13 protein-coding genes are annotated in these 14530 nt (G+C 66.9%); 12 read left to right on the top strand and 1 reads right to left on the bottom strand.

Going from position 1 to position 14530, the window contains the following annotated elements; all coding sequences use genetic code 11:
- Nucleotides 1–4: 4 nt before the first annotated feature.
- The 11 genes from MVA47_RS16105 (at nt 5) to aroB (ending at nt 12630) form a co-directional block, all read left to right on the top strand.
- A complete protein-coding gene (locus tag MVA47_RS16105) occupies nt 5–862 on the top strand; it encodes a transglutaminase family protein (protein ID WP_247210838.1) in 858 nt (285 codons plus the stop codon).
- Between the two features lie 53 nt (nt 863–915).
- Nucleotides 916–2067: a hypothetical protein gene (locus MVA47_RS16110; protein WP_247208655.1), complete on the top strand. Its 1152-nt coding sequence runs from the start codon at nt 916–918 to the stop codon at nt 2065–2067.
- Nucleotides 2068–2104: 37 nt separating this feature from the next.
- Nucleotides 2105–3505: a replication-associated recombination protein A gene (locus MVA47_RS16115; protein WP_247208656.1), complete on the top strand. Its 1401-nt coding sequence runs from the start codon at nt 2105–2107 to the stop codon at nt 3503–3505.
- A gap of 86 nt (nt 3506–3591) precedes the next feature.
- Nucleotides 3592–6258 carry an alanine--tRNA ligase gene (gene alaS, locus MVA47_RS16120; RefSeq protein ID WP_247208657.1) on the top strand — a complete coding sequence of 889 codons (2667 nt, stop codon included), beginning with the start codon at nt 3592–3594 and terminating at the stop codon, nt 6256–6258.
- Nucleotides 6255–6731 (top strand): Holliday junction resolvase RuvX, encoded by a 477-nt coding sequence (gene ruvX, locus MVA47_RS16125; RefSeq protein ID WP_247208658.1) that lies wholly within the window; start codon nt 6255–6257, stop codon nt 6729–6731. Before alaS ends, ruvX begins: the two co-directional genes overlap by 4 nt.
- Nucleotides 6728–8494: an endolytic transglycosylase MltG gene (gene mltG / locus MVA47_RS16130; RefSeq protein ID WP_247208659.1), complete on the top strand. Its 1767-nt coding sequence runs from the start codon at nt 6728–6730 to the stop codon at nt 8492–8494. Before ruvX ends, mltG begins: the two co-directional genes overlap by 4 nt.
- A 28-nt stretch (nt 8495–8522) precedes the next feature.
- Nucleotides 8523–9302: a shikimate dehydrogenase gene (locus MVA47_RS16135; protein ID WP_247208660.1), complete on the top strand. Its 780-nt coding sequence runs from the start codon at nt 8523–8525 to the stop codon at nt 9300–9302.
- Nucleotides 9303–9359: 57 nt separating this feature from the next.
- Nucleotides 9360–9773 (top strand): A24 family peptidase, encoded by a 414-nt coding sequence (locus MVA47_RS16140; protein WP_247208661.1) that lies wholly within the window; start codon nt 9360–9362, stop codon nt 9771–9773.
- 18 nt (nt 9774–9791) lie between these two features.
- Nucleotides 9792–11000, top strand: coding sequence for a chorismate synthase (aroC, locus tag MVA47_RS16145; RefSeq protein WP_308280558.1), 1209 nt, complete (start codon nt 9792–9794; stop codon nt 10998–11000).
- A gap of 32 nt (nt 11001–11032) precedes the next feature.
- Nucleotides 11033–11518, top strand: coding sequence for a shikimate kinase (locus MVA47_RS16150; RefSeq protein ID WP_247210842.1), 486 nt, complete (start codon nt 11033–11035; stop codon nt 11516–11518).
- Nucleotides 11515–12630 (top strand): 3-dehydroquinate synthase, encoded by a 1116-nt coding sequence (aroB, locus tag MVA47_RS16155; protein ID WP_247208662.1) that lies wholly within the window; start codon nt 11515–11517, stop codon nt 12628–12630. The genes MVA47_RS16150 and aroB overlap by 4 nt, the downstream gene beginning before the upstream one ends.
- A gap of 66 nt (nt 12631–12696) precedes the next feature.
- Here aroB and MVA47_RS16160 read toward each other — a convergent pair whose 3' ends face one another.
- Entirely contained in the window at nt 12697–13233 is a 537-nt protein-coding gene (locus MVA47_RS16160) for a B-4DMT family transporter (protein WP_247208663.1), read from the bottom strand.
- Nucleotides 13234–13367: 134 nt separating this feature from the next.
- Between MVA47_RS16160 and MVA47_RS16165 the strand changes: the two genes are divergently transcribed.
- On the top strand, nt 13368–14519 hold the full coding sequence (locus MVA47_RS16165; protein ID WP_247208664.1) for a Xaa-Pro peptidase family protein: 1152 nt from the start codon (nt 13368–13370) through the stop codon (nt 14517–14519).
- Nucleotides 14520–14530 lie beyond the last annotated feature (11 nt).

Consider the following 14530-nt stretch of genomic DNA (forward strand, 5'->3'; position numbering starts at 1 on the left):
CGTTCTGCACCGCACCCGTTACGACTACGACGACGTGGTCACCAGTTCTTACGGACGAGGACACCTGCAACCCCGTGACATGCCCGGGCAGCGGGTGCTCTCGAGCGAGGTCGAGATCGACCCCGAACCCGCCGACCGGTCCACTGGTGTCGACACATACGGCAACCACGACTGCTATTTCCATGTCCGCACCCCACATCGGCGGCTCGAGGTCACCGGCCGATCGATTGTCGAGGTGGATCCGATCGACGACGATGTGCTGCAATCGTCTGCCGCGCAGGCCCCCTGGGAATCAGCCCGCCCGACCGGGATGGCCGGCGCCAGGGCGGCCGAGTTCCGCCTCGACCTCGACCCTCCGGAGATCACGCCCGCGGTGAGGGATTACGCGTCGGCCATCTTCATCCCGGGCAGACCACTCCTCGAAGCCGTGACCACCCTCACCACGCGCATTTTTCAGGACTTCACCTACCGTTCGGGGTCCACGGCCATCTCCACCCGTGTCGGCACTGTCATGGAGCGCCGCGAAGGCGTATGCCAGGACTTTGCGCGGGTCGCGATCGCATGCCTGCGGTCCCAGGGTCTGGCTGCCCGGTATGTGTCGGGTTACCTCGCCACCGACCCGCCACCAGGAAAAGAACGGATCTTCGGTGCCGATGCCTCACACGCATGGGCCGCGGTCTGGCTGCCCGGGGACTCGTGGATCGCATTCGACCCCACCAACGACAAATTGGTCGACGAACGTCACGTCACGGTGGCCTGGGGCAGGGACTACGACGACGTGCCGCCCCTGCGCGGGGTCATCTACACCGAATCACGCAAGAGCAGGATCGAGGTCTCCGTCGATGTGTCGCCACAAATCTGACGTGTCTCGTCGGGTGGGCCCGGGTAAGACCACCATTGGGTAAGTTGGAGGCGATGACTGTTCTTGCCGATAGCCAGATCACCGGCGCGGTGCAGGCAGCCGAGCGTATTCTCGCAGCTCGGGCCGGCTCCGCGGTGTCCTTAGCCGATCCTGAGGACCTCGGTGGCAGCGGTCGTACCGAGGTGGTGCGGGTCCGGGTTGCCCAGAATCCGTTCTCCGGCGACCGCACCCTGGTGATCAAGGTCCTCGGCGACGGTGACGACGCCGAGTCCAGCGAAGCATTCATTCGCGAGGTTGCATCGTACAAATACGCGACCGCGCTGCCCCTGGAGTCGCGTCCGGGTCCTCAACTGATCGCATTCGACCTCTCCGCTCGTGTTCTGGTGTTGAGCGACCTCGGAGATGGACGATCCATGACCGAGCTGCTGGGCAGTGACGACCGCGCCGCCACCAGCAACGCGGTGAGCGCGTGGGGTCAGGCGCTCGGCCGCATGCACGCTGCCACCGTGGGCGGCGAAGGCGACTTTGCCGCGCTGCTCCGCCAAGGTGCAGCGGGGATCGCCGTCGATGCCCTCCGGGCGCAGTTCGAGGCGGCGGTCAGCGCCGCGCCGCGGGTGATCGCAGACACATTCGGGCTGACCGTGGACCCTGAAGTGCTCGATGCCCTGGGCAAAGCCCGAGCGTTGTTCGGCGAAGGAGAACACCGCGCATTCAGCCCCTCTGACGTCGGTCCGGAGAACATCCTCATCAACGATGAAGGCGTCCAGTTCATGGACTACGAATGGGGCGGTTTCCGCGACGCCTCGCTCGACATCGCCTATGCGTTGGTGACGTTCCGACCGTGGCTCGCCGCCGACAATGCCGCGCGCATAGTCGAACTCGAGACGGCAATGCTGGACGCGTGGCGCTCGGAAGTGCAGGGCATCTGGCCCAGCCTGGCGTCCGACCGTGAGCTGGCCCGCAAGGCCGTGCTCGCCCGGCTGGCGTGGGTATGGCTCTCCACCGTCTGGATGTTGCCTGCCGACGACACCGACGTCGGTGCTTCCGACGAGCCGCACGGGCTCGCGATCAGCACATCGGACCCGCGGGTGATCGTCGACCGCTGGGCCGGCCTCGCCGACGCCGCTCGCCGGGCGGATGCACCGAATCTTGCCCAGTTCGCCGACACGGTCGGCCAGGCGCTGGACTCGTCCTGGCTGCACTGACGGGGCCGCACGAGATGACCGACATCCGGCCTTGGCCATGACCGACGAACAGGGTGGGCTCTTCGCCGCACCCGAGGCGCCGCCCGACACGATCACCAAGGGTCTGCCCGGCGCCTCCGCGGGATCACCCCTGGCCGTGCGGATGCGACCACAGACACTGGAAGAGATTGTCGGACAGGAACATCTGCTGGAGAGCGGATCTCCGTTGCGCCGGCTGATCGATGGTTCGGGGGCCGCATCGGTACTGCTGTTCGGCCCACCCGGTACCGGCAAGACGACAATGGCCTCGCTCATCTCCACTGCAGCGGGCGGACGGTTCGAAGCACTGTCGGCCCTGTCGTCGGGGGTCAAGGAAGTCCGCGCGGTGATCGATGCGGCGCGCCGCCGCCTGATCGCGGGCACTCAAACCGTGCTCTTCATCGACGAGGTCCATCGCTTCTCCAAGACGCAGCAGGACGCCTTGCTCGATGCGGTGGAGAACCGAATCGTGCTGCTCGTTGCGGCCACCACCGAGAACCCGTCGTTCTCCGTGGTGGCACCGTTGCTGTCGCGGTCCCTGGTGCTGCAACTGCGGTCCCTGGAAGGGCCGGACATCCGGAAGCTGCTACAGCGGGCGGCATCGGACCCTCGCGGCTACGACGGGGCGGTCACGATCGACGACGATGCCCTCGACCACCTGGAGAAGATCTCGGCGGGCGACGCGCGTCGCGGCCTCACGGCACTGGAGGCGGCAGCCGATGCGGCACTTGCCGATTCGATGGCCGACGGCGGTACCTCCCGCGCACCGACAAAGGTCACCCTCGCGCATGTCGAGTCAGCAGTCGATCGCGCTGCCGTTCGATACGACCGTGATGGCGACCAGCACTACGACGTGATCAGCGCATTCATCAAATCGATCCGCGGATCGGATGTGGATGCCGCACTGCACTACCTGGCCCGCATGATCACGGCAGGCGAGGACCCACGGTTCATCGCACGCAGGTTGGTCGTGCACGCCAGTGAGGACATCGGGATGGCCGACCCCACGGCGCTGCAGACGGCGACCGCTGCGGCGCAGGCGGTTCAACTCATCGGGATGCCCGAGGCGCGGCTCGCTTTGGCGCAGGCGACGATTCACCTGGCGACGGCCCCCAAATCCCCAGGTGTGGTGGCGGCCATCGGCGCAGCGATCGCCGATGTCGAGGGCGGCCGGGCAGGCGCGGTGCCCGCGCACCTGCGTGACGGGCACTATGCCGGCGCGGCGAAACTCGGCAATGCCGTGGGTTACCGCTACCCCCACGACGCACCCGGCGGCGTCGTCGGGCAGCAATACCCGCCGGACGAACTGGTCGGCGTCGACTACTACGAACCCACCGATCACGGCTACGAACGCGAGATCGGCCCACGTCTCGGACGGCTCCGCAACATCATTCGCGGCCGCGGCCGCTCCAACACCTGATTCCGGGGCCGACACCGGTAGTGTGAACACGGCCGTTTACCGGCGACACGCCGAGCGGCACGCCCCGATGAGTAAGGACTGAACCAGTGCAGACGCATGAGATCAGGAAGCGCTTCCTGGATCACTTCATCAAGGCCGGGCACACCGAGGTACCCAGTGCGTCACTGATCCTCGACGACCCCAACCTGCTCTTCGTCAACGCCGGCATGGTGCCGTTCAAGCCTTACTTCCTCGGCGAGCAGAACCCGCCGTACACCCGGGCCACCAGCATTCAGAAGTGCGTCCGGACACTCGACATCGAAGAGGTGGGCATCACCACCCGCCACAACACCTTCTTCCAGATGGCGGGCAACTTCTCGTTCGGCGACTACTTCAAGCGCGAGGCCATCACATTCGCGTGGACGTTGCTCACCAACCCGGTGGCCGACGGTGGATTCGGGATCGACCCGGTCCGGCTGTGGCCGACGGTGTACCTCGACGACGACGAGGCCGAGGCCATCTGGCGCGACGAGATCGGCGTACCCGCCGAACGCATCCAGCGCCGCGGGATGAAAGACAACTACTGGTCGATGGGTGTCCCGGGGCCCTGCGGACCCTGTTCGGAGATCTTCTACGACCGCGGGCCCGCCTACGGAGTCGAAGGTGGACCCGAAGCCGACGAGGACCGCTACATCGAGATCTGGAACCTGGTGTTCATGCAGAACCAGCGTGGACCTGGTGGGGGCAAGGACGGCTACGAGATCCTCGGGCCACTGCCGAAGCAGAACATCGACACCGGCATGGGCATCGAGCGTGTCGCGTGCCTGCTGCAAGGGGTGGAGAACGTCTACGAGACCGACCTGCTCGCCCCCGTCATCGGGATCGCACAGCAGTTGACCGGCCGCACCTACGGCGCAGGCAACCACGAGGACGATGTCAGATTCCGGGTGATCGCCGACCACGCGCGCACCGCGGTGATGCTCATCGCCGACGGCATCACACCCGGTAACGACGGCCGCGGGTACGTCCTGCGCCGCCTCCTCCGTCGCATCGTGCGATCGGCCCGTCTCCTGGGTGCCGGCGGCGCCACGGTCGGAAAGTTCACCGAGGCAGTCATCGACACGATGTCGACGTCGTATCCCGAACTGGCCGAACAGCGTTCGCGCATCGTGTCCCTGGCCGTCGGGGAAGAGGACGCGTTCCTCAAGACCCTGACCGCCGGCTCGAAGTTGTTCGACGACGCCGCGGCGACGACAAAGGCGTCGGGTGCCACCCGGATCAGTGGACGAGATGCATTCGCGCTGCACGACACCTACGGCTTCCCGATCGACCTCACCTTGGAGATGGCCGCCGAGGCCGGACTGTCGGTGGACGAACAGGGCTTCACCGAACTGATGGCGGAACAGCGTCAGCGCGCCAAAGCCGATGCCACCGCACGTAAGTCCGGCCACGCCGACCTCAGCGTCTATCGGGAGTTCCTCGACCGCGGACCCACCGTCTTCACCGGTTTCGATGAATTGGTCTCTGAGGCAACGGTATTGGGACTCGTGGCCGACGGAGGCAAGGTTCGCAGTGCTTCGGCGGGCCAAGCGGTCGAGGTCATTCTCGACCGCAGCCCCCTCTATGCCGAATCCGGTGGCCAGATCGCCGACATCGGTAGCATCACGACGTCATCAGGACTCCGGATCAAGGTCAAGGACGTCCAAAAACTCGGGAAGACGGTGTGGCTGCACCGGGCGGTGGTCGAGGAAGGTGAGGTCGCGGAAGGCGATGTGGTGCTCGCCCAGGTGGATACCGCCTGGCGTCACGGCGCCACCCAGGGACATTCCGGAACCCACCTCGTGCACGCAGCGCTCCGGCAGGTCCTGGGGCCCACGGCGACCCAGGCCGGTTCCCTGAACCGACCGGGTTATCTCCGTTTCGACTTCAGTGCGCAGGGCCCGGTCACCGAGGCCCAGCGCGGCGAGATCGAGGAGATCACCAACGCTGCGGTCGAGGCCAATTACCCGGTGAACACCTTCGAGACCAACCTGCCCGAGGCCAAGGCGATGGGTGCCATGGCACTCTTCGGCGAGAACTACGGCGACGTGGTGCGAGTGGTGGAGATCGGCGGGCCGTTCTCGATGGAACTGTGCGGCGGCACCCACGTCGGTGCGTCAGCTCAGGTCGGTCCGGTCACGTTGCTGGGGGAGTCCTCGGTGGGGTCGGGTGTGCGGCGGATCGAGGCCTACGTCGGTCTTGATTCCTACCGCTACCTCGCCAAGGAGCGGGCGTTGCTGGCCGGTCTGGCCTCGAGCCTCAAGGTGCCGTCGGATCAGGTCCCAGCCAGGGTCGAGACCTTGGTCGGCAAACTGCGCGACGCGGAGAAGCAGATCGAGAAGATGCGCGCCGACGCCGCGAAGGCCTCGGTGGGATCACTCATCGACGACGCGGTCCGGGTCGGTGACGTGCTGGTGGTCTCCGGCAAACTCGACGGGATGAACGCCGGTGACCTGCGGACTCTCGCCGGCGACCTGCGTGGCCGTGTCGGCTCGGACACTGCGGTCGTCGCCCTCTTCTCGGCGTCGGATGACAAGGTCCCCTTCGCGATCGCCACCACCGCTGCAGCCCGTGACGCGGGTATCAAGGCCGGCGACCTGGTGAAGGATCTGGCGCCTTTGGTCTCAGGTCGCGGCGGCGGAAAGCCGGATCTCGCCCAGGGGTCGGGTACCGACGCCGCCGGCATCGATGCCGCGTTGTCTCGGCTGCGCGACCTGGTCGGCGCGAATCGATGACGCTCACGCCGCGGGGGCGGCGCGTGGCCATCGACGTCGGGAGCGTCCGGATCGGGGTCGCGTCCTGCGATCCCGATGGCATCCTCGCGACTCCGGTGGAGACCGTGGCGCGAACTGCCGGCGGCGACGGGGACCTTCGTCGGCTGGAAGAGATCATCGCGGAGTACGAGGCGGTTGCGGTCATCGTCGGGCTACCGAAAACCCTGCGTGACGAGCACGGCCACGCTGCGAAACTGGCGACCGAGTTCGGAAACACGCTGGCAGACCGAATCTCACCCATCCCTGTGCTCTACAGCGACGAACGCCTCTCGACGGTTACCGCACAGCAGGCCCTTCGCACGTCCGGTGTGCGGGCAAAGGCGCAGAAATCGGTTGTCGACCAGGCGGCCGCCACAGCGATCTTGCAGGGATGGTTGGATTTACAGGCAAACCGTCAAGACATGCAGGCGGGCCGTCAGGAAGGACGCGGGTGAGCGACGATCGATCCGATGAACGGGCCACCGGCCGCGGTCACGGCGACCGCCGGGAACAGCAGCAACCGCCCGGTCACCGTCGCAGCCGTTCGGCACAGGACTACGACCCGGAACGGCTGAAGTACTTCACCCGCGGCGGAGACGGTGGCGGCAATCGTTCTGGGCGTCACGGGCCGCGCGCCATCCGTCCAGGGGAAGCCGACGCTCCGCCGACCGGTCAACAGCGGCCCAGCCGCGGACCTTCGCCCGATCCGTCGTGGGCTCCACCCGGGTCGACCCGTCCACCGGTCCCGCCGCCGCCCGCCGGATCCGCGCCGGGCAGTGGCCCGCGGATGGACGCGCCATTCGACGCGCCGCCACCGAACCCGGTTCCGCCCGATCCACATGGCTCTCGCCACCCCCGTGCATACGATCCCCTGGCAACACACGATGCGACCGGTCCGTATGTGGACCCCGGTCGTGAAGATTACGACAGGCGTCAACGCGCCGATCGCGACCGCGTGGCCGCTGCGGGTGTGGATCCGGCATCCGCCCCGTCGCGACGACGCCCGGATCCCAGATCCGCACTGCCCACGCGGGACCGCTCGCCCAAACGCAGTGCCGCAGCCGAACGGCGCCGCAAACGCAAAAGGGTTGTCATCGCTGCTGCGGTGGCGTTCATGGTGCTTCTCGTCGGCGGGATCGGCTATGCCGGACTCCGGCTGGCCGGACAGTTCGGCGGACCCGACAACTCGGACTTCTCGAACACCGCGGGCACGTCGGATGTGGTGGTGCAGATCCCGCCGGACTCATCGCTCACCGCGTTCGGCGAGATCTTGAAGGAGAACAAGGTGGTGGCCAGTGTGGGCGCCTTCACCACCGCTGCCGACGGGAAGCCGATCTCGGCGGGTTTTTACAAGCTGCGCACCGAGATCCCCGCCAGCACAGCGGTTTCCATGCTCACCGACGACAACCGGGTGGGCCGGGTGGTCATTCCCGAGGGCCTGCAGCTCGACACCAAAGAAGGCATCGACGGCAAGACGACGCCGGGGGTTTTCGCTCGCGTCGCCGAAGCCACCTCGGTCACCCTGAATGGACAGGAGAGAGGGTTGACCGTCGAGGAATTGGCCCAGGCGGCAGCCACCGCGACACCTCAGGAACTGGGTGTCCCGGCATGGGCGACCGACGCGGTCACCGCGCTGGCCGGCGACCACCGCAGGATCGAGGGGCTCATCGCGCCGACACTGTGGGAAGCGATCGACCCGAATCTGAGCCCGGTGCAGATGCTGAACTACCTGATCTCGCGCAGCGCCTCCCTTTTCGCGCAGTGGGGCCTGCCGGAATCGGGCACCACGTCGAGCAACATGACCCCCTATCAGACGCTGGTCACCGCCTCGATCGTCGAACGCGAGGTCAACCGGGCCGACGACTACCCCAAGGTCGCCCGGGTCGTGGTGAATCGGCTCGACGACAATCAGGCACTGCAGATGGACTCCACGGTGAACTACACCTCGGCGATCCAGAACATCGACGTCGCCGGCGACGACTTCACCCCGGACACCAAGTGGAACACCTACCAGCAGAAGGGGCTGCCGCCCACACCGATCGGTGCGGTCGGTCAGCCGGCACTCGAGGCGTCGCTGAACCCGCCGGTGGGCGATTGGCTCTATTTCGTGTCCATCGATCAGCAGGGCACAACCCTGTTCACCGACGATTTCGAGCAGCACAAGCGCAATCGGCAGCAGGCCTGCGACAACGGCGTGCTGCAGACGAACTGTGGTTAGTCGGGCCGCCGCGATCCTCGGGTCGCCGGTGAGCCATTCACGTTCGCCCGACCTCCATCTGGCGGCGTACCGGGCCCTGGGCCTCAGCGACTGGACGTACGAACGTATCGAGTGCACGGCCGAACAGCTACCCGCTCTGGTGAGCGGGCTCGACGATCGGTACATCGGTCTGTCGGTGACCATGCCCGGCAAACGGGCCGCCCTGGACGTGGCGCAGACCCGGACCGAGCGGGCAGCAAAGGTCGGTTCGGCCAACACCCTGGTCAGGACCGATGGTGGCTGGCGGGCCGATTGCACCGACATCGACGGGGCGGCGGCAGCGTTGACCGAACTCGGTGTCGGCGACCTCGGCGGTGCGTCTGCCGTGGTCCTCGGCGCCGGTGGCACCGCTGCGCCCGTTCTCGCAGCACTAGCGGGAGTCCACGTGGGACACGTGACGGTGGTTGCACGCAGCGCCGCGCGGGCCGAGGAAGCCATTGCCGTCGCGGATGCGTTCGGCCTGCGGACCGAGGTGATCGCTTTTGAACCCGGGCCGGAACTGGCAAGGCGTTCGCGCGAGTGCGCGGTGCTGGTCAACACCGTCCCTGCGGCAGCCGCCGAACCCCTCGTCGATGTCGCTGCCGCCGCGCCCCGCCTTTTCGACGTGATCTACAGTCCGTGGCCCACCCCACTGGCAATCGCGGTCGCCGAACGGGGTGGCGCAGTTGTCGGTGGCCTGGTGATGCTGCTGAACCAGGCGTACGGCCAAGTCGAACAATTTACGGGCCGACCGGCACCCCGAGAGGCGATGGCCGCGGTACTGGCCTGATCTGTCCACAGATGCGCAGCCGTCCACAGGCCGCGCTCATCGGAGCTCTCGCGGCCGGTGACACCGTCCATTGTTGGCGTTGTGCAGATGCTGATGCCCGTGCTCGCGATCTGGTTCGTGGCCTTGTCCGTGTCCGATGTCCGAACGCGCCGGCTGCCGAACGCACTGACCGTGCCCGCTGCAGTTGGCTCCTTCGTGGCGGTCGCGATTCACCCCGCCGCCACACCGGGTCTGGTCGTCGCCGTCGGCATCTACCTCGTGGCCTTCTCGCTGCATGCCTGCGGGGGCGGGGACGTGAAGCTCGCCATCACCGTGGGCGCACTGGCCGGCTCCGTCGCAGCCGTACTGGCCGTGATCGTCCTGGCCCACATCTTCACCGTGGTGCCCGCGGTGGTCGCCGGAGATCGACGGCCACAGCCCCATGGCCCGGCGCTGTGCGCGGCCACGGCACTCGTCTGTGGGATCTGGTGAGGGCCTGGCGGGCGACGCGTGGAACAATTGACCACTGTGTTGCGCTGGAGTACTGCCGGAGAATCCCACGGGCCCGCATTGGTTGCCGTTCTGGAAGGAATGGTTGCCGGTGTCGAGGTGACGTCGTCCGAGATCGCCGACCAACTGGCTCGTCGCCGTCTCGGTTACGGACGTGGTGCGCGGATGAAGTTCGAGGCCGACAAGGTCACCATGATCGGCGGTGTGCGCCACGGCGTGACCATGGGTGGACCCGTCGCCATCGAGGTCGCCAACTCCGAGTGGCCCAAGTGGGAGTCGGTCATGTCTGCCGACCCGGTGCCCGCCGAAGAACTCGAGGGGATCGCCCGCAACGAGCCGCTCACCCGCCCACGTCCGGGCCATGCCGACTACGCGGGCATGCTCAAGTACGGATTCACCGACGCGCGGCCGGTGCTGGAACGGGCCAGTGCACGTGAGACAGCGGCCCGGGTCGCGATCGGCACGGTTGCCCGCAACTTCCTGCGTCAGGTGCTCGGCATCGAGGTGCTCTCGCATGTCATCTCCATCGGCGCCTCCGATCCGTACATCGGGGCAGCCCCCACCCACGCCGATCTCGCGCAGATCGACGCCAGCCCCGTGCGGGCGTACTCCACCGCTGCCGAGGCCGCGATGATCGCAGAGATCGAGGCAGCCAAGCGAGACGGCGACACCCTGGGCGGCGTCGTCGAGGTGGTCGCCACCGGAGTCCCGATCGGCCTTGGCTCACACGTCAGCGGAGACCGCAGACTCGATTCCCGTCTGGCCGGCGCACTCATGGGCATCCAGGCCATCAAGGGTGTCGAGGTGGGCGACGGGTTCGAAACCGCCCGTCGCCGGGGGAGCGCGGCTCACGACGAGATGGTGCCCGGACCCCATGGTGCCGTCCGGTCGACCAACCGGGCCGGCGGCCTCGAGGGCGGCATGAGCAACGGCGAGTTCATCCGGGTACGGGCGGCGATGAAGCCGATCTCGACGGTGCCTCGGGCGCTGTCCACCATGGACATGACCACCGGCGAGCAGGCCACCGCGATCCACCAGCGGTCGGATGTGTGTGCGGTTCCCGCAGCAGGAGTGGTTGCCGAGTCGATGGTCGCACTGGTCCTCGCTCAGGCGGCGCTGGAGAAGTTCGGTGGCGACTCGGCTCACGAGACCGCTGACAACCTGGCGGGCTACCTCAAACGCGTCGCCGCGCATCTACCGCAGCCGTGACTTCCGGGCCACGGGCCGTGCTGATCGGCTTCATGGGATCCGGCAAGACAACGGTCGGTCAGCAGCTGGCCCGCTTGCTCGGTGTCGCCTGGATCGACAGTGACGGCGAGATCGAACGGCGAAGTGGCAGAACGATTCCCGAGATCTTTTCGGGAGACGGCGAGCCCGCGTTCCGGGCTCTGGAAGAAGATGTGGTGGCGGACCTGCTCGCCGGTGAGCGGGGCGTCGTGTCGCTGGGCGGGGGCGCGGTGCTCTCCGAATCGACTCGGCGACGGCTCGCCGGTCACAACGTCATCTACCTTCACGTGACGGCGGCGCAGGGCTTCGCCCGTGTCTCGGGATCCAAGCGTCCACTGCTACAGGCTCCCGATCCGGCACAGGTCTATGCCGATCTGCTCGCCGAACGAGACCCCGTCTATCGAGACATCGCAACGATCGTCGTGGACGCACAGCCCCATCAACGGCTCGTGGCCGACGAGATCATCAGTCAACTCACCACGCAGGAAGCGAGACAATGACCGCGGACTCCACACCGATCCGGGTGCCGGTGAACAGCGAGAGCCCTTACGAGGTGATCATCGGAAAGGGCCTGCTCGGCGAACTCGTCGAGTCGGTCGCCGGTGCCGACTCGGTGGCCATCCTGTACCAGCCGACGCTCGCCGAGACCGCTGAAGTGATCCGAAAGACGTTGGCAGAAAACGACTTCGACGCGCACCGGGTCGAGATTCCCGATGCAGAGGACGGCAAGGACCTTTCCGTCGCCGCGTTCTGCTGGGAAGTGTTCGGCCGGATCGGCATGAAACGCAACGACGTCGTGGTCAGCCTCGGCGGTGGAGCGGCCACCGACCTCGCCGGCTTTGTCGCCGCCACCTGGATGCGGGGCATCCCGATCGTTCATGTGCCCACCACGTTGCTGGCCATGGTCGACGCCGCGGTCGGCGGCAAGACCGGGATCAACACCGACGCCGGCAAGAACCTGGTCGGCTCCTTCCACGAACCGCGGGCGGTCCTGATCGACACGGCAACCCTGGAAACCGTGCCGCACAACGAGATCGTGGCCGGCATGGCAGAGGTGATCAAAACCGGGTTCATCGCCGACCCGGTGATCCTCGACCTGATCGAGGCAGATCCCCAGGCCGCGCTCGACCCCGCGGGGCCGATCCTGACCGAGCTGATCGAGCGATCGGTGCGGGTCAAGGCAGAGGTCGTCGCGGCCGATCTGCGAGAGTCCGCGCTCCGGGAGATCCTCAACTACGGTCACACGCTGGGACACGCCATCGAACGCCGGGAGCGGTACCGCTGGCGCCACGGTGCCGCGGTGTCGGTCGGACTCGTCTTCGCTGCGGAACTCGGCCGACTGGCCGGACGGCTCGACGACGCGACCGCAGACCGGCACAAGGCGGTTCTGGAAAGTGTCGGACTGCCGGTCGCCTACGACCCGGACGCGCTTCCCGATCTGCTCGAAGGCATGGCGGGGGACAAGAAGAACCGGTCCGGAATGCTACGTTTCGTGGTGCTCGACGGTCTGGCGAAACCGGGCCGTCTGGAAGCGCCCGACCCCGCACTGCTCGCGGCCGCGTACTCGACCGTCGCCAAAGATGAACCGTCCGGCGGGGCGATCTTCATCTAGGCGACCGATCGACCGGCCGGCCCTGACGGCGGGCCGCTCGGCCACGCCGGGTACCCGCTGGACCGGTTACTTGTTCAGGCCGACTGGCTGGGTGCGCTGGTATGCGGAATCGTCGTCATCCGCGTATCGCTGGTCGCGGCGGTTATCGTCCTGACGTTCGCGGTTCGCCTCGTTCTTGCGATGCTGACGACGCGTGAGGTACCGACCCAGCGCGGCGCCGACAAGCGCGGGCACGAAGATCAGAAGCGTGGTGAACGCGCCGCCTGCGAAAATCTCGATTGCCAGCGAGTTCTGGCCCATTCCGGCCAACACCCAGTTGCCGAGAACCCAGCCGACGATCGCGGCAATCAGCCCCGCGAGCAGGCCGGCCTTGAGCCAGCGCATGGTCAGGTCGTCGTAGTCGTCAGGGTCGGCGTGCGCACGGCCGTCGATCAGGCCGTCGATTCCGCCCCAGATGAGTGCCACGAGGACCACGGACGCGATGGCGATGGTCTTCCAATAGGTGGCTTCCAGTGGCCATTGCACGATCGCCAAAGCAAGCAGAACCCGGGCACCGATGTGCACCGCCGACATCACCAAGCCACGAAGCAACCACGCAATCATGTGAGCAGCGTACCGATGCGCCACGTCTTTTTGTGGCAGGGCCCACAAAACCGACGTTTTCGGATGTCGGCGTCGCCGGACGCGGGGATGCATTGACCATCCCCGGGGGGCGAAGTCGCACTAGCCTGTACGCCATGAGCGCTACATCCGACACCTCGGCGCAGACCGCCGCCCCCATCAGTCGAGTGGCCGCAGATCCCGCGAACGCGGCCCACGCAGGGCGGCGGGACCGCCTTCGAGCGGGACTCAGTGCGGCCGGCGTCGATGCGATTCTTGTCACGGACCTGGTAAATGTTCGTTATCTGTCCGGATTCACCGGGTCCAATGCCGCTCTTGTGGTGACTGCATCCGGTGATGACCGGATCAGTACCGACGGGCGGTATCTCACCCAAGTCGCCGAACAGGCCCCGGACCTCACCGCGATCATCGCCCGCGATTGCCCTTCCGCGCTCACCGAGTACCTGGTGGGGTCCGGCGCCCGGATCGGGTTCGAGAAACACGTGGTGACCGTCGAAACACATCAGCGACTGCTGCCGATCCTCACCGGCGCCGAGACACTGAAGCCGGTGGGGGCGCTGGTCGAGGACCTCAGGATGGTCAAGGACGACGACGAGATCGAACAGATCCGGACCGCCTGCCAGACGGCCGACCTGGCCCTCGCCGACATCCTCGGTGACGGCCTCGTGGTTCCGGGCAAAACCGAACGTCAGGTCGCAAGGGCACTCGAATGGGCGATGTTCGAGCGCGGTGCCGAGGCCGTGTCGTTCGAGACGATCGTGGCGACCGGGGCGAATTCCGCCGTGCCTCACCACCGGCCGACCGATGCCGTGCTCGGCGCGGGCGACCTGCTCAAGATCGACTTCGGTGCGGTGGTCGGTGGTTACCACTCCGACATGACCCGCACGTACGTCTTGGAGAAGGCCGAGTCCTGGCAACGGGAGATCTATGACCTGGTGGCCCAGGCACAGCAGGCTGGTCGGGAGGCGCTGGCACCTGGCGTCGACGCCGGCGAGGTGGATGCGGCAGCCCGATCGATCATCGACGCGGCGGGGTTCGGTGAGCAGTATGTGCACGGTCTCGGACACGGCGTCGGTCTGCAGATACACGAAGCGCCGTCCATCGGGAAGCTGAGCACGGGTACACTACCTTGCGGTGCAGCGGTGACCGTAGAACCCGGCGTCTATCTGCCGGGCCGAGGTGGCGTTCGGATCGAGGACACCCTCGTGATCCGCGACGGCGAACCCGATCTGCTCACCACCACCGACAAGACATTCACCGTCATCTGACCGTGCGCCCC

The organism is Williamsia sp. DF01-3, assembly GCF_023051145.1.
GTDB lineage: Bacteria > Actinomycetota > Actinomycetes > Mycobacteriales > Mycobacteriaceae > Williamsia.